The following is a 20,722-nucleotide window of genomic DNA, read 5'->3' as shown; positions in this document are numbered from 1 at the left end:
AATAGTCTTTTCTATCCTAAAGAGACACGTTTGAAAGCCGTTACTTCAACGTTGTTAGACGCTATGTAATCAGAAACTCTAGACTTGTCATCTTTAATAAAGTTTTGGTCTAATAAACATTGTTCTTGATCCAAAGTCGTGTTGTCAGAGATGAAACGGTCCATTTTACCAGGTAAAATTTTGTCCCATATTTGTTCTGGCTTACCTTCAGCTTTTAATTCTGCTTTAGCAGCTTCTTCAGCTTGAGCCATAACTTCAGGAGTTAATTGAGACATAGAGATGTATTGAGGTACATTTTTTAAAGTTTTACCTAAACGACCTAATTCAATATTATCTTTTTCAATAACTGCAATTCTAGCTTCAGTTTCTGAGGCAACGAATGCAGGATCAAAATCTTTGTAAGATAAAGAAGAAGCTCCCATAGAAGCAACTTGCATTGCAACATCTTTACCAACAGTTTCGTTAACAGCTGTTAAACCAACTAATGCACCAATTTTATTAATGTGAACGTAAGAACCAACATAAGGAGCTTCTAATTTTTCAAAAGCGTTGATTTCTAATTTTTCACCTACAACACCAGTTTGTTCTACTAGTTTTTCTGCAACGGTCATACCACCAAAGTCTGCAGTTAAGAAATCTTCTTTGTTGTCAAAGTTAAGTGCGATATCTGCGAATTGACCAGCTAATGCTAAAAAGGATTCATTTTTACCAACAAAATCAGTTTCACATCCTAATACGATAGCTACACCAACAGTGTTGTCATCGTTAATTCTGATTGCAGCAGCACCTTCAGAAGAATCTCTGTCCGCTCTTTTTTCTGCTACTTTTTGACCTTTTTTACGTAAAACGTCAATTGCTTTGTCAAAATCACCACCTGCTTCAACTAATGCTTTTTTGCAGTCCATCATTCCTGCTCCAGTAGCTTTTCTTAGTTCGTTTACTTGTGCTGCTGAAATTTTTACTTCGCTCATAATAAGTATAATTTAAAAAAAGTCGTTTAATTATTTTTCAACAAAGAAAAGAATCAAACGACTTATTTGTGTTTTGAAAATGTTATTTTATTCTTCTTCGTCTTTAGCTACTACTGCTTTTTTAGGTGCTGCTGTTTTTTCTACTTTAGCTACATCTTTACTAGCTTTAGCTGCTTCCTTGTCTGCTTTTTCTGCTTTACGTTCGTTTAATCCTGCAGTTACAGCATTAGTTACGTGCGTTAAGATTTTGTCAATTGATTTTGAAGCATCATCATTTGCTGGTATTACGTAATCTACTTGACGTGGATCAGAGTTAGTATCTACCATTGCAAAAATTGGAATGTTTAATTTTTGAGCTTCTTTAATCGCGATATGCTCACGTTTAATATCAACAACAAATATAGCACCAGGTAAACGTGTCATGTCAACGATAGACCCTAAGTTTTTCTCTAACTTAGCTCTTAAACGATCAACTTGTAAACGTTCTTTCTTAGACAACGTTAAAAACGTACCGTCTTTCTTCATTCTATCAATAGTAGCCATCTTTTTGATTGCTTTACGGATAGTGATAAAGTTAGTTAACATTCCACCAGGCCATCTTTCAGTAATGAAAGGCATGTTAATGCTACCTGCTTTTTCTGCTACGATATCTTTTGCTTGCTTTTTTGTTGCAACAAATAAAATTTTACGACCTGAAGCTGCAATTTTTGCTAATGCATCTCCAGCTTCTTCCATTTTAGCTGCTGTTTTATATAGATTGATTATATGGATACCGTTACGCTCCATATAAACATAAGGGGCCATATTTGGATCCCACTTACGTGTAAGGTGACCAAAGTGTACACCTGCTTCAAGTAATTCTTTTACTTCTACTGCCATTTTGTAATAGTTTACGTTCTGTTGAATTAGCAATAATTAAGTGGTCATTTATAAAAAATCGCCTTAATTATTTAGATGCTAGACTAAATCCTGTGTTTTTATTGTTAAAGACACTAGGACAACAATAACTGTGTTTATACTGACTTTACATCAGTACCTTTTAATTTAATTTGAATATGAACAAAAATCTGTAAAACAAATTTTGAACATGATTCTGGATATTAACGTTTAGAGAATTGGAATTTCTTACGCGCTTTTTTCTGTCCGAATTTTTTACGCTCAACCATTCTTGGGTCTCTTGTCATTAATCCTTCAGGTTTCAATACTAATCTGTTTTCAGGATCGATTTCGCACATTGCACGAGAGATCGCTAAACGGATAGCTTCTGCTTGACCTGTAATACCACCACCAAATACATTTACTTTAATATCAAATACACCTTCATTCTCTGTTAAAGCTAATGGTTGGTTTACTTTGTATTGTAACGTTGCAGTATCGAAGTAGTCTTTAATGTCTTTTTTATTGATCGTAATTTCACCTTTCCCTTCAGATAGGTATATACGAGCAACTGCGGTCTTACGACGACCAATTTTGTGAATTACTTCCATTACTTGAATTCGTTTAAGTTAATTACTGTTGGTTTTTGAGCTTCATGAGCATGAGCTGTACCAACAACAACATTTAAATTACGGAATAATGCTGCACCTAATTTGTTTTTAGGTAACATTCCTTTTACTGATTTTTCTACTAACCTTGCTGGATCTTTTCCGAACAGTTCTGTAGCAGTTAAACTTCTTTGACCACCTGGGTAACCTGTGTGACGAATGTACGTTTTGTCATTCCACTTGTTTCCTGATAAGTTGATTTTTTCTGCATTGATAACAATTACGTTATCCCCACAATCAACATGCGGTGTGAAGCTAGGCTTGTGCTTTCCTCTAATTAGTTTTGCAACTTTAGAAGACAAACGCCCTAATGTTTGACCTTCTGCATCTACTAAAACCCACTGCTTATCTACAGTAGCTTTGTTTGCCGAAATCGTTTTGTAGCTTATTGTGTCCACGTTATTAATTATTTTTTATTAAACATTCCTCTCTCAAAAAGAGTTTGCAAATTTACGATTATATATTTGATTACCAAATAGTGATACAACTTTTATTTAATAAGTCTGTTGATATCTTTTAACCAATGAAGAAAGCATGGTTTATTATCACGTAAATTAGGGTAACTTATTAAAGTTGTGTAAGTTAATTAAATTTTAACTTTAAATAGATTTTTTAAGTGTCTTTTGTGGTCTGTTATTTATAAAAATATCTAGAAACAATATAAAATAGACCACCAAATACTCTAAACCAATAAGCCATAAGTTTTCTGTGTTGTCAGCATTAGCATAGGCTAGATAGCTTATAATGACAATAAAGCTCCAAACGATGGGAAGTTTGTAATTGGTAAATAGACCTAAGATTAGAAGCGAAGCAACATACCATGGATGGACTGTGGTACTTAAAAGTAAATAGAATGTCATAGCCAATAACATACTAGTAAGAAGTGTTAAAAAGTCTTGATTTTTTCTAGTTAACGCTAAAATCCAAATAGAAATAAAAATTAATAAAGGGAGTGTTTTTCCAATAATCGCTATTTGATTATAGCCTGTTATGGCATATCCAATGGCTCTTGCTATATAATAAACGCTTGCATTAAACTCGAAATTACCAAACCATAAGCCCACTGTTTTAGAATAGTTGCTTATAAATTGCATTGAAAAGAACGGTGCAAACAGAAGTAGAGTAGTGCTACCTATTATAATATAAAAGCTAAATAGTTTTTTAAAATCAATTTTAGTCGGATCATTTTTTAGTCTAAACCATTTGACAAACAGTGGTAAAAAGAGAAGCGGTACTAATTTAGTAGAAATTGATAACGCAAAGACAACTGCCGCCCATTGCCATTTATTTTTATGAAGTAAGTATAAGCTAAGTATTAGAAAGAAAATCATAACACTCTCAAAATGTAGATTTCCTGTTAATTCTATTATAATGAAGGGGTTTAAAATAAACCAGAATATTTTGTGCTTAGATAAGCCTAGTTTTTCTAGTAATTTGGCTCCAAAATAGAGCGTGCCAATGTCAGCTGCAATTATTAATAGTCTTAGACCAATTACTGAGCCAAGGATGTTTGCCGAAGAAAACACATTAGCAAGTGTAAATAATAGTTGGTTTATTGGTGGGTAGTTGGAGTAATGACTAGCGTTTAAAACTTGCATGCCTGATACTAAGTCTTTTGCTTGACTAACGGGTGCTTGTCCTAGATTTATGAAACTTTCTGGAGTGTGTAAGTAAGGATTGTAACCTTGCAGTATCATGCGGCCATCCCAAATAAATCGGTAAAAATCCTGTGATAGGTTCGGGATTGCAAATAAAAAAATGAGTCTACTTAGTATGGCTACAATTACTAAAAGTTTAAAATTGTTTTTGTTAGTCGTGACAATTTTTACAAATAACCCAAATAGTACAATATATAAAGATATTAAAGTACTGTAGTCTGTTCTTACCAAATTATAAGCAAATACACCATACAAACAAAAACTAGCCAAGAGTAGCAGTACCGTTAATTTGTTAGTTTTTAAAATGAATGTATTAAGCATGATGCGTCCTGCGTTAGCGGTTGAAATGGCATCCTTTTTTGCGACCTAAGGTCTATTACTGTCCTTTATTGAAGGATTAAGTTGAAAAATAGGCCCAAACTAGTTTGAGACTACTTTGCAAAAAAGATATAATGAAAGACGCGACCCTTGTGGTAACGCCCAGATATTTAAGCTTTAGAGGTTAATGATTTGAAAAATACAAATCCAAAACCTATCGTTAACATTAAATGAAAAGGGAATAAACCAAAGTCTCCTCCTTGGTCCCCAACAACAAAAGCACTATACATTCCAAAAGCAAAATATAGCATTAATGCGCCTTCAAAAATGACATTAATAGATATGTTTTTACGCAAATATTTGTTGCCTTTCCAGCTGTCTTTAAGTGTGCTGATATTAAATTTAGGCGTACGTACAAATTCACTACGCTTCCCAATATGTCCTTCTATTACTGCTATGGAGTTGTGTAATGAAAAGCCCATTGCGATAGAGAAAAAGGTAAAGAATAAAGCGATATATTTTAAAAAGTCTTTAAAGGTATTACCATGACTTTGTTTGTACATGACCCAATAACACACGAAAAATATGATAGTACTAACCACAAAGAAACTCATGACATAAAAGTAAGGTCTTAAATGTGCATATTCGTTTTTGATGTATAACATCGGGATGCTTAAAATACCAACAATTAGTACGTTTAAAAACATGGTGCTATTTAGTAAATGTAATAGTCCATGCATTTTAGTTTTAGCAGAAATGTTTTTACTTGTAACAACACGCCCAAACATTTTTTGAAAGTTTTCAGCACCACCTTTGTTCCATCTAAACTGTTGTGATCTTGCAGCACTAATAACCACGGGTAATTCAGCAGGAGTTTCTACATCTTCCAAATACTTGAATTTCCAGTTTTTAAGTTGTGCTCTGTAACTTAAGTCTAAATCTTCTGTTAAAGTATCACCTTCCCAATTTCCTGCGTCAAGAATACAATCTTTACGCCAAACACCAGCAGTACCATTAAAGTTAATAAAGTGTCCTTTACTACTACGTCCCACTTGTTCTAATGTAAAATGAGCATCTAAAGCAAAGGCTTGTATTTTTGTTAGTGTAGAATAATCTCTGTTAATATGTCCCCAACGGGTTTGTACAACACCAATTTCTGAGTCTTTAAAATAGGGAATTGTTTTCTTTAACCAGTTAGGTTCTGGTAAGAAATCGGCATCAAAAATAGCGATGTATTCTCCTTTTGCAATTTCTAAACCTTCTTTTAAAGCACCTGCTTTAAAACCTTGTCTATTGGTTCTAGTTATTTGTGTAATATCTAGGCCTTGTGCTTTTAGTTTATCGACGTGTATTTTTGTGGTTGCCACGGTCTCATCAGTAGAGTCGTCTAAAACTTGTATTTCTAATTTGTCTTTTGGATAGTCAATTAAGGCTATGTTGTCTAATAGACGGTCCATAACATACAGCTCGTTATAAACGGGCAGCTGTATGGTTACAAACGGGATTTCTTCCGGATTGGTAAAGTCAAATTTAGGGCCGGTTTCTTCCTTCTTTTTTGATGCTAAGTAATTAAACAGTAGGTTTAATTGTGCCAAAGCATACATGAAAATAAGAACTAGCGCAATGCTATAGATAATAATGGTAATGGTTTCGAGAATCACTTTTTAAAACTGTATTTGAAAATCCACGTTAATATTTTAACGCCAGCAAATATACTACCTTTTATCGTTCCTGAAACTTTTGAGACACCAATTCTATTTCTGTAGTTAACAGGGACTTCTAAATAGGTTAGTTTTTGCTTTAATACTTTTAGTTGCATTTCAACCGTCCAGCCATAGGTTTTGTCTTCCATATTCAGTCCTAGTAGCTTATCATACTTAATGGCTCTGAATGGACCGAGATCTGTGAATTTAGCATTAAAAAAAAGAGACATTAATGTGGTTGCTAACCAATTTCCAAACACTTGTTGAGGCATCATACTGCCTTCTTCTCTTAAGTTTTTTACACGTGCGCCAACAACAAAGTCTTTATTTTGGTCTAAAATTGGCGCTACAATTTTTGTTAAATCCTCGGGGAAATCGCTGTAATCGCCATCTAAAAACACGACAATATCTGGTTTTGTCTCTTGTTTAGCGATGTAATCCATCCCTTTTAAGCAAGCATAGCCATAGCCTTTATTATTTTCTTGTAAAACAGTGGCTCCAGCATTTTTAGCATTTGCTTCTGTTAGGTCTGTCGAGTTGTTGCTAACTACAATAACCTCGTCAACTATAGACGGAATAGCGTTAAGGACATGTGCTATAGAATCTTGCTCGTTATAGGCAGGAATGATGACTTTTATTTTGGTCATTTAAGATCGCTTAATTTATTTTCTTTTTTGAAGGACTTAAAATCGGTCCATTCTTTTATTTTTTCACCCGCTTGATATTTGATAGCAGAAGTTAACGCTTCGTCTTTATACATTAGACAATAGCCATTTTTTTGGTTGTCTTTGAGTTGGCATTTATGGTTTATTTTTTCGTTTTTATCATAAAATAACCACCATTTAATTTTTTGGTCAGTTTGATAATGACCTTCTTTTTCTTTGATTCCGTTGTGACGGAAAAATTTCCAATAGCCTTCTTTTAGATTTTGGTTAAAGTTTCCAAATTTAGATATTACTGCGTTGTTATGGTAGAATTTCCAGAATTTATTTTTTAGACCATTACTATAACTTCCTTGGCTTTCTGTTTTTGTATTGCTATGATATGTTTTCCAATATCCGTTTTTACTACCGTTTAGATAGCGTCCTTGGCTTTTTAAATTTGTGTTTTTATGGTATGTTTTCCAATAGCCATTTTCTTTACCGTTTAAATATTGGCCTTGTTTTTCTAATGTGTTACTATCAAAATAATATCTCCAATAGTTAGTTTTTAAATCGGACTCAAAATTTCCTTTTGCTTTTACGACGTGGTTATCGTAATAAAAGATCCAAAAACCAGTCTTTTGATTATCCATAGACCAGCCCTCTGCTGCGATATTTCCGTTTTCAAAATAGGTCTTTACGTATGTTTTTTCCGCGTAAGCGATACAAGTAATACTTAAAAACAAGAATAGGACAATTGATTTTATATTAAATTTCTCCAATTATTTTTTATTAACAAAATCCATTAAATCAACATCGTTACCTAATAAAATTTCTGTTGGATTGATACGTCCATCCATAGTATCGTTTTCTAATTTTAAAACACCTCTTGGGCAAACGGCACTACAAACACCACAACCAACACAGCTAGAACGTACAATATTTTCTCCTTTTTGCGCATAAGCTCTTACATCAATACCCATTTCGCAACTATTAGAACAGTTACCACATGAGATACATTGACCACCATTGGTTGTAATTCTGAATTTTGAAAATAAACGTTGTTGGAAACCTAAAATAGCGGCCATAGGACATCCAAAACGACACCATGATCTACTACCCAAAATAGGATAAAACCCAGTTCCAATAACACCAGAAAATATGGAGCCTATGTATATTCCATATATAGATCGTAAAGTTCCGCCTTTAATAAAAAATAGGTTCTCGGTAGTTGCCGTAAAATGCATAAATAATAATAAAGCGATAACTACTCCGTAACCAATTGCTCCTGCTTTGGCATCTTTACCTAATTCTTTACCTCTAAAGTACATAACCCCAGCAAAAATAATAGTTAAAAACACTATGACAGCAGTAATAAATACATCTCTAGTCAACCAGAAATTATTACTGTCTTTACCTAAATAGCTGTAGACCATAGCAGTGGTCATAACTACTGAGAATACTAATACGGTATGTATTAACCAACGCTCTAATTTCCAAGCGGATAATTTTTTTGATGATAATTGTCTGAACGAGTCTCCTGCAGTTTCGGCTAATCCACCACAACCACAAACCCATGAGCAATACCATCGTTTTCCATATTTATACGTTAATATCGGAGTGATTAAAAACGTAGATACAATTCCAAATACAATTAGTGCTAAACCTAAATTACCATTAGATAAAAATCCTTTTACGGACCATTCGTCAAAAATATAATAGTTTAAAGGCCATACACTTTTTAGATCGTAATAAGGTAAGTCATTATTCATGACGTACATAAATTCTGGTATTAAGAAGGCAAACCCTAATTGGAAGAACATCACAGACATGGTGCGTATTTGTTGGTAACGGTTATGTCTGTATTTTAAAATAAACTTGTAACCAAAAGCTAATATCGCAATGGTATATAATGAGCCATAAACAAACCATTGACTGGCGTTACGTCCACTTAAAAGATTGCTTAAAGGGTCAAATAAGCCAACCAAACCTGTGTTTGGAGCGCCATCTTTTGCTAAACCTAAATATTGTGGATAAAAGTATAGTACAATATAAAAGCTGGTCAATATAACTCCTAATGCCCAGCCCCAAAAGCCACGAGATGAGATTGATTTAAACCATGTTCCGTCGTTTTTAATTCCCTCTAGTTTGGTTAGGTAAGCCTCTCTAGAATAGATAACTACTCCTGCGCCAATCATTACTAAAGAAAGGGTTAAGAATAACCCTGTATTAGGAAGGTGCACATTAAATAAAGCTAATGCTAATATTAAAAGTCCAACAAGACCAATACCTAAAGCCACTTTTTGTTTTGTTGATATATGAAAGGCATCAGGAGATGCTAATGACATACTATGGTTTATTTTATTGCTCATATTAATTATACCGTTTGTAATTGATTATTGTAAGTGGCTAAAATTTCTTTTTCAAAGTGTTTGTAAAACTCGGGGTCAAAATTGGCTTCTTTCAGATTGTTGATTACAAAATCAACATCTCGATTTTCAGTCAGCCATTTGTCAAAAGTTTCATGTCGCATTCTTATCCCAAAAGTGTTAATGCCTAAAAAAGCATTGGTGTCTTTGTGATAAGCAACGGTAATGCACTTGGTGTCATCGTCATGTTTCCAATGAAAATGTTTCTCGTAGTCAGGTTGTCCGCGTTCTCCAAATACCCAACCGTAGGTTTGGTATTCGATATCTAAAAATTTTGCACTATTAAACCAATGTCCTGGTTTGTACTCTAAAGGATTATCGCAAATAGTTTGCGCTAAAGTTTCTCCCATCATACGACCAGTGTACCAAACGGCTTCAATTGGTCGCCTGTTTCCTATGCCTTCGTGTTGCTCTGCACAATCACCAATAGCGTAAACGTCTTTAATATTTGTTTCTAGATAGCGATTAACTAAAACGCCTCTTTTAGTATCTATTTTGGAGTCTTTTAAAAACGAAATATTTGGAGAAACACCTGCAGTTAAACCAACAAAATTGCATTCTAGTTCTTCTCCCGTTTCTTCGATGATGACAGATTTGACTTTTCCGTTCTCGTCTGAATTGATTGCTTTCAAGTTAGTGTTTAAACGTAAATCTATATGGTGATTTTTAATATGTCTATTTATCATTCGGCTTTCACCTTTAGGTAATACGCCATTCCAAAAACTATCTTCTCTCACTAAAAAAGTAACAGGGATTTCTCTAGAATTAAGCATTTCTGCTAATTCAATTCCAATTAAACCACCACCAACGATTACGGCACGTTTACAAACTTTATTGTTAGGTGCTACCACTTCCATGTTATCCAGGTCCTGTTTGCTATATAAACCTTGTGCACCTATAAGATCCTGTCCTGGCCAGCCAAATTTATTAGGTTTACTACCTGTTGCTATGACAAGTTTGTCATATTGCATTTGGTCACCTTCTGCAAAAAATAGAGTTTTATTATCCGTATCAATAGTATCAACGTAACCTTTTTTTAGCTCAATTCTGTTTTTCTCCCAAAACCAATTTTCGTAGGGTTGTGTGTGTTCAAACTTCATATGGCCCATATACACATACATTAATGCAGTACGGGAGAAAAAGTAATCTGTTTCGGCAGAAATAATTGTTATTTTTTTGTCCGATAATTTTCTGACGTGTCTTGCTAGAGTAACTCCAGAAATTCCGTTTCCTATAATGACGATGTGTTCCATAAATTTAGTTTGTTAGATAGTAGGTCGGTTTTAAAGTTAATAACTTAATCGCTTTTATAATTTAGAATGGGTTTAAATTAAGAAACGCTGTAAGGTTTGTTTCTCAAATTAGACACTATTTTTTTTATTTATTTTTGAAAGTTTATTGTCAGTATTAAGACTTAAAGGATGTTAGAATGATCTAAAACAAAATTCAATGATGAAAAAGACCCTCTTAATATTACTTGTTGTTTGCGGAGTCGTTTCCGTACAAGCGCAATCTCTAAATGATTTTTTTACACAAACCGACGCGTTTTTAAAAACACACGTGGCTAAAGGTAAAGTAGATTATGAGGGCATAAAGAGTGACACAGAAACTTTAAACACAATCTTAACACTTGCCAAAGGCGTATCGGTAGATAAGTCAGATGCTAAAAATTATCAAGCGTTTTGGATTAATGCGTATAATTTATCTGTAATTAAAGGTATAGTAGATAATTACCCTATAGCATCACCTTTAGATAAAGCTGGTTTTTTTGATAAAACAACATATAGCTTAGCAGGTAAACAAGTCACTTTAAATACTATTGAAAATGAGTTGTTGAGAGCTAATTTTAAAGACGCACGATTTCATTTTGTGCTTGTTTGTGGAGCAATTGGTTGCCCACCTTTAATAGCTGATGTGTATTTGCCAAAATCACTAGAAGCGCAATTAGAAAAACAAACAACGTTAGCTTTAAATGGTAATTATTTTATAAAAGTAAATACTAAAAAGAAAACAGTTGAAGGGTCTGAAATCCTAAAATGGTATACTGAAGATTTTGTACAAAATGGGTTAACCGAAATTCAATTTATTAATACTTACAGAACCAATAAAATACCAGAGGATTACAAATTAAAATACTTTACATACAACTGGAAATTAAATAAACAATAATAAAATAGCGCTTACGCGGAAATAAATAAACACACAAAACATGAGAAAACTAACCATAGTATTACTTGCTTTATCAACAACTTTTATAAGCTTTGCGCAAGAAGATCAAACCGAAACAGCTAGTAATATTCAGACCTATACCCCTTCTAAATTATTGAGTAAAGGGCAATGGGATATTAAATTTTTTAATAATTTATATACGCAAAACGAAAGTACTTTCTCTTCAGGTACAGAGCCAAGAGAAACGTATTTTACCTCTACAGTAGATGTGTTTACCGGACTTAGTGATAATAATAGATTTAATGTTGGATTATTATTAGAATTTAGATCCAATGTTATTGGTGATAGAGATGCTCTAGATGTGTTTAAATTTGATGGAGAAACAAATAGCGCACGTTCTGGATTTACGTCTTTTGCGCCAGCAATTAAGTTTAACCCTTTTAAAAGTGTTAGTAATTTTACAATTCAAACGGCTTTTCACATTCCTTTAGTAGATAACGAAAGCGAGAATGGTGTGTTTTTAGATCAAAAAGGGTTTACATTTCAAAACCGTTTTTTTTATGATTATAATTTTAGCTCTAAATGGCAATTATTTACTGAGTTGAATACCGAGTATCATTTTGGTAAAAAAGAAGAAAGCTTTGCTAACAATAGTTTAAGTCTAACACCAGGTGTGTTTTTAAGTTATTTTCCAAGTTCTAAATTTACTGTTCTAGGGTTGGTGCAGCACTCACAACGTATTGATACTGGTAATGATTTTGAACAAGATTTTACAGCAGTAGGTGGAGGTGCAAAATATCAATTGACTGATGTTTTAAATATCGAGACACTGTACACAACCTTTGTAAGAGGTAATAATACGGGTTTAGGACAATCTTTTAATATTGGATTAAGAGCCTTGTTTTAGTAGTTTCAGAAATATATAAACAAAATAAATCCTGCTGAAGAGTGGGATTTATTTATATTTAGTCAAAAAATATGCGCGGTATACAAATCTTACTACTAATAGTGCTTTTGCAATCTTGTACGGCTCAAGATAATAAAATAAATGGGGTGAGTTTTGTGGCACACAGAGATAGTATTACCCAAAAAAATATTGATCCTTTAGTAAATATTAATGCTAATTATGCTTCAATAATGCCTTTTGGAGTGATTAAAGATTTGGCACATCCAGAAATTAGTTATGGCTCCGAACGTCAGTGGTTTGGAGAAACTAAAATTGGAGGTAAACAGTATGTTAAAGCTTTAAAAAAGGATAACATAAAAATTATGCTCAAACCTCAAATTTGGGTTTGGAGAGGCGAGTTTACCGGTTTTATTACCATGAAAACCGAAGCGGATTGGAAAATACTTGAAAATACCTACTCTAAATATATTTTAGAATTTGCACAAGTTGCTCAGGATTCTAATGCTGAGATTTTTTGTATTGGAACTGAATTGGAGAAATTTGTAGAACAAAGACCACAGTATTGGAGTGATTTAATTACAAAGGTTAGAGCTATTTATAAAGGGAAACTGACCTACGCAGCTAATTGGAATGAATATCTAAAAACACCTTTCTGGGAACAATTAGATTATATTGGAATTGATGCGTATTTTCCAGTTAGTGATAGTAAAACGCCAACTATTGAGGAATGCCTGGCAGGCTGGGTCAAGCATAAAAAAAGCATAAAAGCCTTCTCTGAAAAATATGATAAACCGATACTGTTTACAGAGTTTGGATACAGAAGTATTGACTACGCAGGAAAAGCACCTTGGACTGTGGATCGGATAGAGAGCAAGGTTAATCTAGACGCGCAAAGTAATACAACTAAAGCCTTGTTTCAGACATTTTGGAAAGAGGAATGGTTTGCAGGTGGTTTTGTTTGGAAATGGTTTATTAATCATGATAAGGTTGGTGGTATAGAAAATAATCGTTTTACACCACAAAATAAACCAGCGGAACAAGTTATTAAAGCACAATACAATATAGAAGGATGAGAAGTTTACTATTATTTTTAGCAGTATTATCAACATTAGTAGTACAATCGCAAAACATTTCAGATGTTAAAATTCAAGGAAATAAAAAGCTGAAGTCCAGTTTTGTCAAAAAAGTTGCAAAAGCAAAAGCGGGCTCTGTTTTGGACTCTTTACAATTGGAGGAAGATATTAAATTGCTAAAACGTTTACCATCGGTGTCTCATGCCTATTATCAAGTGTTTCCTTCAGATAATGGCGATTATAATGTGTTTTATAATATTGAAGAAAACTTCACTATAATTCCTTCGTTTAATGTGTACACGTCTAATGATGGTGAGTTTGCGTATCGCTTAGGGTTGTACGAGTTTAATTTGTTAGGACAGAATATGGTTTTTGGTGGCTTTTATCAAAAAGATATTTATAGTTCTTACGGTATTAATTTTAGAGCGCCGTTTTTGTTTAGTCGTGAATTTGGTTTGGCCGTAAATCATCAAGATTTACAAACATTGGAGCCCGTGTTTTTTGATAATACCACTTCAGATTATAGATATCGAAACAAATCGTTTGAGGTTTTAGGATTGTATCAACCTAACTTTAATAATCGTTTTGAGTTTGGAATTAATTCTTTTTTAGAAGAATACGAATATGTGTCAGGAGCTACAAGTCTGAGTGTTCCACAAAATTTAAGTGTACAAAAGTTATTGTATAAAGGTATTTATGAATTCAATAATTTAGATTATCATTATCAGTATGTTTCGGGCTTTAAAAGCCAGTTGAATGTGCAATATGTAACTTCAACCAGTGATGAGTTACCTGAATTTGTAATTGGTTGGAATGATTTTAATTTTTATAAACGGCTAGGTGAAAAGGGGAATTGGGCAACAAGAGTACGTGTAGGATTGTCTAGTAACGATGATACGCCATTTGCACCATTTTCTGTGGATAACAATATAAATATTAGAGGTGTTGGAAATACTATCGATCGCGGTACAGGTGCAGTGGTATTAAATACTGAATATAGGCATACCTTATACGAAAAAAACTGGTTTGTACTTCAAGGAAATGCTTTTGTAGATGCTGGTAGCTGGAGAAATCCAGGAGGTGATTTAGGGGATTTTGGACAAGCCGATAATCTTCGTGTGTTTCCTGGTGTAGGATTACGTTTTATTCATAAGTCCATATTTAATGCCATTTTTAGAATAGATTACGGTTACGGAGTTTCTGAAAAAGATGGTCAAGGATTAGTCTTTGGTATTGGTCAATATTTTTAAAATAATTAATTTACTTTAATTGAAGTCAGTACTCAAGTCCTGTCTCAATTTTACAACTGGAGTCTTGTCGTTGTAAGTCAAACCATTTTAATAGTTATCTTTGTGTCAATAATACACAAAATATGAGTGCGATTCAAAATATTAAAGTTGCTGTAGATGCTGTTGTTTTTGGGTACTCTTCTCAAAAAAATCTATCAGTTCTTTTAATAAAAAGAGGGGTAGCTCCTTTTAAAAATACTTGGGCGTTGCCAGGAGGTTTGGTATTGGATGACGAATCATTAGAATCCGCAGTGCAAAGAGAGCTTAAAGAAGAAACGGGAGTTACTATTGATTATTTAGAACAGTTATATACTTACGGTAAACCTGGACGTGACCCTAGAAATCGTGTGGTTTCTGTATCTTATTTCGCATTAGTCAAACCACATCATTTTAAAATTCAGGCAGACACAGATGCTGCAGAAGCGCAATGGTTTGATTGTAATCAATTACCAGAGTTGGCATTTGATCATTCACGTATTTTGCAAACGGCTAAAGACCGTTTAAAAGCTAAATTAACCTATCAACCTATCGGTTTTGATTTGTTAGAAAAGGAATTTCCTTTTTCTGACTTAGAGCATTTATATACTTCAATCTTAGAAAAAAATATAGATCGCCGTAATTTTAGAAAGAAAATCCTAAGCTTCGGTATCCTTGAAGAAACTAATAAAATAAGCCAGAAAGGAAGCGGAAGACCAGCCAAGTTATTTAGATTTAATATTATAAAATATAACACCCTTTTAAAGGACGGTTTTCACTTTGACATTAAGTTTGTGTAAATAATACGCAAAATATTTTGCAGCTATTAGCAATTGATTTATATTTGTGTAAAAATAACGCAAATGTATTTAAATTTAGATCCTCAGTTCACGCCATTCCATTCGGGAGAAAACATAGAGTTTGAAACTTTTACTTTTTCAGGAGGAGAGCCACACATTAAAATTTTATCTGATTTATCAAACGTTTCAGAAGTCACCATAACAACTAGAGCACGATCGTTTAACGATTTTGGATTGTTGTTGCTAACAATAGATGCACTAAAGCGATTTTATATTCAAAAAATCAATGTTTTTATACCATACTTTCCAGCAGCGAGACAAGATAGAGTGATGGTAAAGGGTGAACCGCTTTCGGTTAAGGTCTATGCCGATATGTTAAACCAACTTAGCCTTAATAAAGTGATGGTTTATGACGCACATTCTGAGGTTACAGCTGCTGTTTTAAATAACTGCGAGTCGCTATCTAATCATACATTTATAAAAACGGTCTTGTCTAGAATTAATTCAGAAGTCTTATTGATTTCCCCAGATGGTGGTGCCTTAAAAAAAATATATAAAGTCTCTGAGTTTTTGGGAGGTGTGTCAGTGATTGAATGTTCTAAAAAACGAAACGTAAAAAACGGAAAACTAGAAGGTTTTAAAGTGTATGAAGACGATCTAAAAGGTCAAGATTGTTTAATCGTAGATGATATTTGCGATGGTGGCCGTACATTTATCGGTTTAGCACAAGAGTTGAAAAATAAAAATGCAGGGAATCTGTATTTGGCAGTAAGTCACGGGATTTTTAACAAAGGTTTTGAGGTGTTAAATCAACATTTCACTAAAATATTCACTACCGATAGTTTTAAAACTATAGCGGATGGTGTGGAGCAGATTACAATTAAAGAGTTATTAAAATGATATTGAAATGAAACCAGTAGCTATAACAAATATGTTTTTAGGACTAGCTCTAGCAGATGCGTTAGGTGTTCCAGTTGAGTTTAAGTCAAGAGAATATCTGTATAAGTATCCAGTTAATTCCATGTTGGAATTTGGAACGCATAATCAACCTGCAGGTACTTGGAGTGATGACAGTTCTTTAACATTTTGCTTGGCAGAAAGTTTAATTAAAGGGCTGAATTTAAGTGATATTGCAACTAGTTTTATAAAATGGAGGCATGCGCAATTATGGACGCCTCATGGTAGCGTGTTCGATATTGGTATGCAAACCAGAAAGTCTATTGATAGACTTCAAGGGATGATAGCAGATGAAGATTTTGAAGGGTTACAATTGTTAAAATACGATGCTGATGAGTATAGTAACGGAAATGGATCTTTAATGCGAATACTTCCCTTATTGTTTTTTATAAAAGGAAAGTCAATTAAACAACAGTTTGATATCGTTTGGGAGGTTTCGGCCCTAACGCATGGTCATATTAGAAGCGCAATTTCATGTTTGATTTATTTGAAATTTGGGGAATATCTTATAGAAGATAATACTATGCGTCAAGCTTATGTATTAATGCAGAATGATATTAAACTCTTTTTTACCGAAGAAGCGCTCTCTGATTATGAAACGATTCATTTTAAAAGATTAATTGAAAATGATATTTCACTTTTAGTGCCAACAAAAATAAAATCTGACGGTTATGTTATTAATACATTAGAAGCTAGTTTTTGGTGTTTGTTAACAACAGATTCATATCAAGAATCAGTTTTTAAAGCTGTTAATTTAGGTGGAGATACAGATACTACTGCTATGGTAGTTGGAGGAATAGCAGGCTTGGTTTATGGTCTAGAATCCGTTCCAAAACAATGGATTGATAGTTTAGCTAGAAAGGATGATATTGTAGATTTAAGTAATCAGTTTTTTAACAGATATAATCGTGAAAGTTAAAATATTAAAAGGAGATATTACTAAAATAGAAGTAGATGTAATAGTAAATGCAGCTAACTCTAGCCTGCTTGGAGGAGGCGGTGTTGATGGTGCAATCCATAGAGCGGGAGGGAAAGCTGTTTTGGAAGATTGTCAAGCTATCAGAAATAAACAAGGTAAATGTAAAACGGGAGAAGCTGTCATGACTACAGCTGGTCATTTACCAGCAAAAAAGATAATACATACTGTTGGTCCAGTTTATAATGGTGGAAAACGTTTAGTAAAAGAAAAGGACGATTTAGCTAATTGTTATTTGAATAGTTTAAAGCTAGCCGAGGCTAATGGTTTACAATCCATAGCATTTCCAAACATAAGTACTGGGATTTATAGATTCCCAAAAGGATTAGCGGCACAAATTGCTTTAGAAGCAATCGCTAATTTTGATTCTGAGATTATTGAAACAGTTGTTTTTATTTGTTTTGATGACGAGAATTATACTATTTACAAGCGCCTTTTAAACAAATAATTCAACACTAGAATAATTGATTATGAACGAAACAGATAAAAAAAGGATAAGTAAGTTTATAAGTCTTATTTTGAGACATAAACCTTCTGAAATAGGATTGATATTAGATGATAATGGTTGGGCAGATGTTGAGGAGCTTATCGAGAAATCAAAATTGAGAAATCAAAATTTTACGTTAGCGCAACTTGAAGAGGTTGTTGTGACCAATGATAAACAACGATTTGGATTTAATGAAGACAGAACAAAAATAAGAGCCAATCAAGGGCACTCTTTAAAAACAGTTGATTTAGAATTAAAAGCAATCCAACCACCAGAATTTTTATATCATGGTACAGTTGCACGATTTATAGAATCCATAGAAAAACAAGGGTTACAAAAGCAAAGTCGACAACATGTCCATTTAAGTGGTGATAGAGACACAGCTGTAAAAGTAGGAAGTAGAAGAGGTAATCCAATTGTTTTATGTATTAATGCTATAGATTTACATAACCAGGGACATTTGTTTTATTTATCTGAAAATGACGTTTGGTTGACGGACGCTGTTCCTTCTGAATTTATTGACTTTAAAGAAAAAAAATAATGAAAAGAACATTAGCAATAGGAGATATTCATGGAGGATTAAAAGCTTTGGAGCAGTTAATACAGCGTATAGAAATAACCGAAGAGGATTGTTTTATTTTTCTTGGTGACTATGTGGATGGCTGGAGTGATTCTGCTCAGGTTATTCAATTTTTAATCGAATTTTCAAAACAGCACGATTGCATTTTTATAAAAGGAAATCATGATGCTTGGTGCGAGCAATGGTTAGAAAAAGGTATCGAAAACCAACCGTGGTTTGTTAATGGAGGACAAGAAACAATTCAAAGTTATTCTCAGTTTTCTGAAGCGGAACGCGCAATTCATTTACAATTTTTTAGAGATATGAAATTGTATCATCTTAATCAAGAGAATCAATTGTTTTTACATGCAGGCTTTACCTCTATGCATGGTGTAACTAAAGAAGTCCATCCCGAAAACTTGTATTTTGACAGAACGCTTTGGGAAATGGCGTCAACAATGGATAAGCGTATTAAAAAGCATTCAGAATTATATCCCAATCGGTTGAAACATTATACCGAGATTTTTATTGGACATACACCAACCATACGCTATAATTCTGATGTGCCAATGCAGGCTATAAATGTTTGGAATGTGGATACAGGTGCTGCTTTTACAGGAAAACTGTCGGCAATAGATATTGACAGTAAGAATGTGTTTCAAAGTGATGAAGTGCAATCTTTATACCCGAAGGAAACAGGTAGAAACAAAAGCCCTTATAAAATTATAAAAAATAAATACTCTAAAAAATATACAATATGAACCCATTATTATACACAGATGGTTATAAAGTAGACCACAGAAGACAATATCCAGATAAAACGACATTAGTATATTCTAATTGGACGCCTAGAATGACACGGATTAAAGGCGTTGATCAAGTCGTGCTTTTTGGATTGCAATACTTTATTAAAAAGTACATGATTGCAGATTTTAATGCTAATTTTTTTAAACAACCAAAAGCTGACGTTTGTAAGAAGTATCAAAGACGAATCAATAATTATTTAGGAGAAAACAGTGTTGGAATTCAACATATCGAGGATCTGCATGATTTGGGGTATTTACCTATGGTTATTAAAGCGTTACCAGAAGGTGTGTCCGTCCCAATCAAGGTGCCAATGTTAACTATGTATAATACTAAAGCCGAATTTTTCTGGTTGACTAATTATTTTGAAACCATATTATCTACGACATTGTGGTTACCGTGTAACTCTGCAACAATAGCAAAACAATACCGTAAGATTTTGGATAAATATGCTAATGAAACGTCTTCTGTATTAGAGTTTGTAGATTGGCAAGGTCATGATTTTTCAATGCGAGGAATGGGAGGTTTGGAAGCTGCAACGGTTTCTTCTGCTGGGCATTTGCTAAGTTTTACGGGGACAGATACGATTCCAACAATAGATTTTTTAGAAGACTATTATAATGCTAATTCAGATACGGAATTAGTTGGTGGTTCGGTTGCCGCAACAGAACATTCAGTAATGTGTATGGGAACCAATACTGGGGAGCAGGAGACGTTTAAACGACTGATTACAGAAGTGTATCCAAACGGAATTGTATCCATAGTCTCCGATACATGGGATTTATGGAAAGTATTGACCGAGTATCTTCCTAATTTAAAAGAAGACGTTTTAGCTAGAAACGGAAAAGTGGTTATTAGACCTGATTCTGGAGATCCAGCAGATATTATTTGTGGTAATCCTAATGGTAAAACAGAGGCAGCTAAAAAAGGTGTCGTACAATTACTTTGGGATATTTTTGGAGGCACAACTAATAACAAAGGTTGTAAAGAATTAGATAGTCATATTGGTGCTATTTATGGAGATAGTATCACCATTGATAGAGCAACTGAAATTTGCGAACGTTTAAAACAAAATGGTTTTGCATCTACAAATGTGGTGTTAGGTATCGGGTCTTTTACTTACCAATACAATACGCGTGATACGTTTGGATTTGCAATGAAGGCCACTTATGGTGAAGTAGATGGAGAGTCAAGAGAAATCTATAAAAATCCAATTACAGATGATGGGACTAAAAAATCAGCGAAAGGTTTAATTAAAATCGTAAAAGAAAACGGTGATTATGCGTTAGTGGATCAAGTCTCTTGGGAAGAGGAGCAGAAAGGCGAACTAAAAGAAGTTTTTCGCGATGGGGAATTATTAGTAGATGATTCTTTAGGAGAAATAAGACAACGAATTAGAGCATAAATAATGTCATATTGAGCGTAGTCGAAGTTTGCTTTTAATTAAAAATAAAGTTGATT

21 protein-coding genes are annotated in these 20,722 nt (G+C 33.6%); 11 read left to right on the top strand and 10 right to left on the bottom strand.

Going from position 1 to position 20,722, the window contains the following annotated elements; genetic code table 11:
• Positions 1 to 11 precede the first annotated feature (11 nt).
• From tsf to E9099_RS04685, 10 genes are all read right to left on the bottom strand, one after another.
• Complete coding sequence (tsf, locus tag E9099_RS04730) at positions 12 to 971, bottom strand: translation elongation factor Ts (protein ID WP_136582555.1); 960 nt, start codon at positions 969 to 971, stop codon at positions 12 to 14.
• An 87-nt stretch (positions 972 to 1,058) separates the two neighbouring features.
• Positions 1,059 to 1,850: a 30S ribosomal protein S2 gene (rpsB, locus tag E9099_RS04725; protein ID WP_136582554.1), complete on the bottom strand. Its 792-nt coding sequence runs from the start codon at positions 1,848 to 1,850 to the stop codon at positions 1,059 to 1,061.
• Positions 1,851 to 2,071: 221 nt separating this feature from the next.
• Positions 2,072 to 2,458, bottom strand: a complete 387-nt coding sequence (rpsI, locus tag E9099_RS04720) for a 30S ribosomal protein S9 (protein WP_101016636.1) — start codon at positions 2,456 to 2,458, stop codon at positions 2,072 to 2,074.
• Positions 2,458 to 2,913, bottom strand: coding sequence for a 50S ribosomal protein L13 (rplM, locus tag E9099_RS04715; protein WP_136582553.1), 456 nt, complete (start codon positions 2,911 to 2,913; stop codon positions 2,458 to 2,460). The genes rpsI and rplM overlap by 1 nt, the downstream gene beginning before the upstream one ends.
• A gap of 201 nt (positions 2,914 to 3,114) precedes the next feature.
• Positions 3,115 to 4,494, bottom strand: a complete 1,380-nt coding sequence (locus E9099_RS04710) for a glycosyltransferase 87 family protein (RefSeq protein WP_136582552.1) — start codon at positions 4,492 to 4,494, stop codon at positions 3,115 to 3,117.
• 167 nt (positions 4,495 to 4,661) lie between these two features.
• Positions 4,662 to 6,152, bottom strand: coding sequence for a cellulose synthase family protein (locus tag E9099_RS04705; RefSeq protein ID WP_136582551.1), 1,491 nt, complete (start codon positions 6,150 to 6,152; stop codon positions 4,662 to 4,664).
• A complete protein-coding gene (locus tag E9099_RS04700; protein WP_136582550.1) occupies positions 6,149 to 6,841 on the bottom strand; it encodes a glycosyltransferase family 2 protein in 693 nt (230 codons plus the stop codon). Before E9099_RS04700 ends, E9099_RS04705 begins: the two co-directional genes overlap by 4 nt.
• Positions 6,838 to 7,617 carry a toxin-antitoxin system YwqK family antitoxin gene (locus E9099_RS19360; RefSeq protein ID WP_205961021.1) on the bottom strand — a complete coding sequence of 260 codons (780 nt, stop codon included), beginning with the start codon at positions 7,615 to 7,617 and terminating at the stop codon, positions 6,838 to 6,840. Before E9099_RS19360 ends, E9099_RS04700 begins: the two co-directional genes overlap by 4 nt.
• A complete protein-coding gene (locus tag E9099_RS04690) occupies positions 7,618 to 9,207 on the bottom strand; it encodes a 4Fe-4S binding protein (RefSeq protein ID WP_136582549.1) in 1,590 nt (529 codons plus the stop codon). It lies immediately after the preceding gene.
• Positions 9,208 to 9,212: 5 nt separating this feature from the next.
• On the bottom strand, positions 9,213 to 10,517 hold the full coding sequence (locus tag E9099_RS04685; RefSeq protein ID WP_136582548.1) for an NAD(P)/FAD-dependent oxidoreductase: 1,305 nt from the start codon (positions 10,515 to 10,517) through the stop codon (positions 9,213 to 9,215).
• A gap of 196 nt (positions 10,518 to 10,713) precedes the next feature.
• Here E9099_RS04685 and E9099_RS04680 point away from each other — a divergent pair, with 196 nt between their 5' ends.
• The 11 genes from E9099_RS04680 (at position 10,714) to E9099_RS04630 (ending at position 20,666) form a co-directional block, all read left to right on the top strand.
• On the top strand, positions 10,714 to 11,433 hold the full coding sequence (locus E9099_RS04680) for a DUF547 domain-containing protein (RefSeq protein ID WP_317130646.1): 720 nt from the start codon (positions 10,714 to 10,716) through the stop codon (positions 11,431 to 11,433).
• Positions 11,434 to 11,473: 40 nt separating this feature from the next.
• Entirely contained in the window at positions 11,474 to 12,340 is an 867-nt protein-coding gene (locus E9099_RS04675) for a transporter (protein WP_136582547.1), read from the top strand.
• A 71-nt stretch (positions 12,341 to 12,411) separates the two neighbouring features.
• On the top strand, positions 12,412 to 13,413 hold the full coding sequence (locus E9099_RS04670) for a glycoside hydrolase family 113 (RefSeq protein WP_136582546.1): 1,002 nt from the start codon (positions 12,412 to 12,414) through the stop codon (positions 13,411 to 13,413).
• On the top strand, positions 13,410 to 14,663 hold the full coding sequence (locus E9099_RS04665) for a POTRA domain-containing protein (RefSeq protein ID WP_136582545.1): 1,254 nt from the start codon (positions 13,410 to 13,412) through the stop codon (positions 14,661 to 14,663). Before E9099_RS04670 ends, E9099_RS04665 begins: the two co-directional genes overlap by 4 nt.
• 122 nt (positions 14,664 to 14,785) lie before the next feature.
• Complete coding sequence (locus E9099_RS04660) at positions 14,786 to 15,478, top strand: NUDIX hydrolase (RefSeq protein ID WP_205961020.1); 693 nt, start codon at positions 14,786 to 14,788, stop codon at positions 15,476 to 15,478.
• A 63-nt stretch (positions 15,479 to 15,541) separates the two neighbouring features.
• A complete protein-coding gene (gene prs / locus E9099_RS04655; protein ID WP_136582544.1) occupies positions 15,542 to 16,378 on the top strand; it encodes a ribose-phosphate diphosphokinase in 837 nt (278 codons plus the stop codon).
• A gap of 7 nt (positions 16,379 to 16,385) precedes the next feature.
• Positions 16,386 to 17,354: an ADP-ribosylglycohydrolase family protein gene (locus E9099_RS04650; protein ID WP_136582543.1), complete on the top strand. Its 969-nt coding sequence runs from the start codon at positions 16,386 to 16,388 to the stop codon at positions 17,352 to 17,354.
• Complete coding sequence (locus E9099_RS04645; RefSeq protein WP_205961019.1) at positions 17,344 to 17,859, top strand: O-acetyl-ADP-ribose deacetylase; 516 nt, start codon at positions 17,344 to 17,346, stop codon at positions 17,857 to 17,859. Before E9099_RS04650 ends, E9099_RS04645 begins: the two co-directional genes overlap by 11 nt.
• Before the next feature lie 22 nt (positions 17,860 to 17,881).
• Entirely contained in the window at positions 17,882 to 18,439 is a 558-nt protein-coding gene (locus tag E9099_RS04640) for an RNA 2'-phosphotransferase (RefSeq protein ID WP_136582541.1), read from the top strand.
• The gene (locus tag E9099_RS04635; RefSeq protein WP_136582540.1) at positions 18,439 to 19,218 is read left to right on the top strand and encodes a metallophosphoesterase family protein; all 780 of its coding nucleotides are present in this window, start codon (positions 18,439 to 18,441) and stop codon (positions 19,216 to 19,218) included. The genes E9099_RS04640 and E9099_RS04635 overlap by 1 nt, the downstream gene beginning before the upstream one ends.
• On the top strand, positions 19,215 to 20,666 hold the full coding sequence (locus E9099_RS04630; protein ID WP_136582539.1) for a nicotinate phosphoribosyltransferase: 1,452 nt from the start codon (positions 19,215 to 19,217) through the stop codon (positions 20,664 to 20,666). The genes E9099_RS04635 and E9099_RS04630 overlap by 4 nt, the downstream gene beginning before the upstream one ends.
• Positions 20,667 to 20,722: the final 56 nt, after the last annotated feature.

It is taken from the genome of Psychroserpens sp. NJDZ02, assembly GCF_004843725.1.
GTDB lineage: Bacteria > Bacteroidota > Bacteroidia > Flavobacteriales > Flavobacteriaceae > Olleya.
Note: the sequence above shows the minus strand (reverse complement) of the source record. Positions and strands in the feature narration are given on the sequence as shown.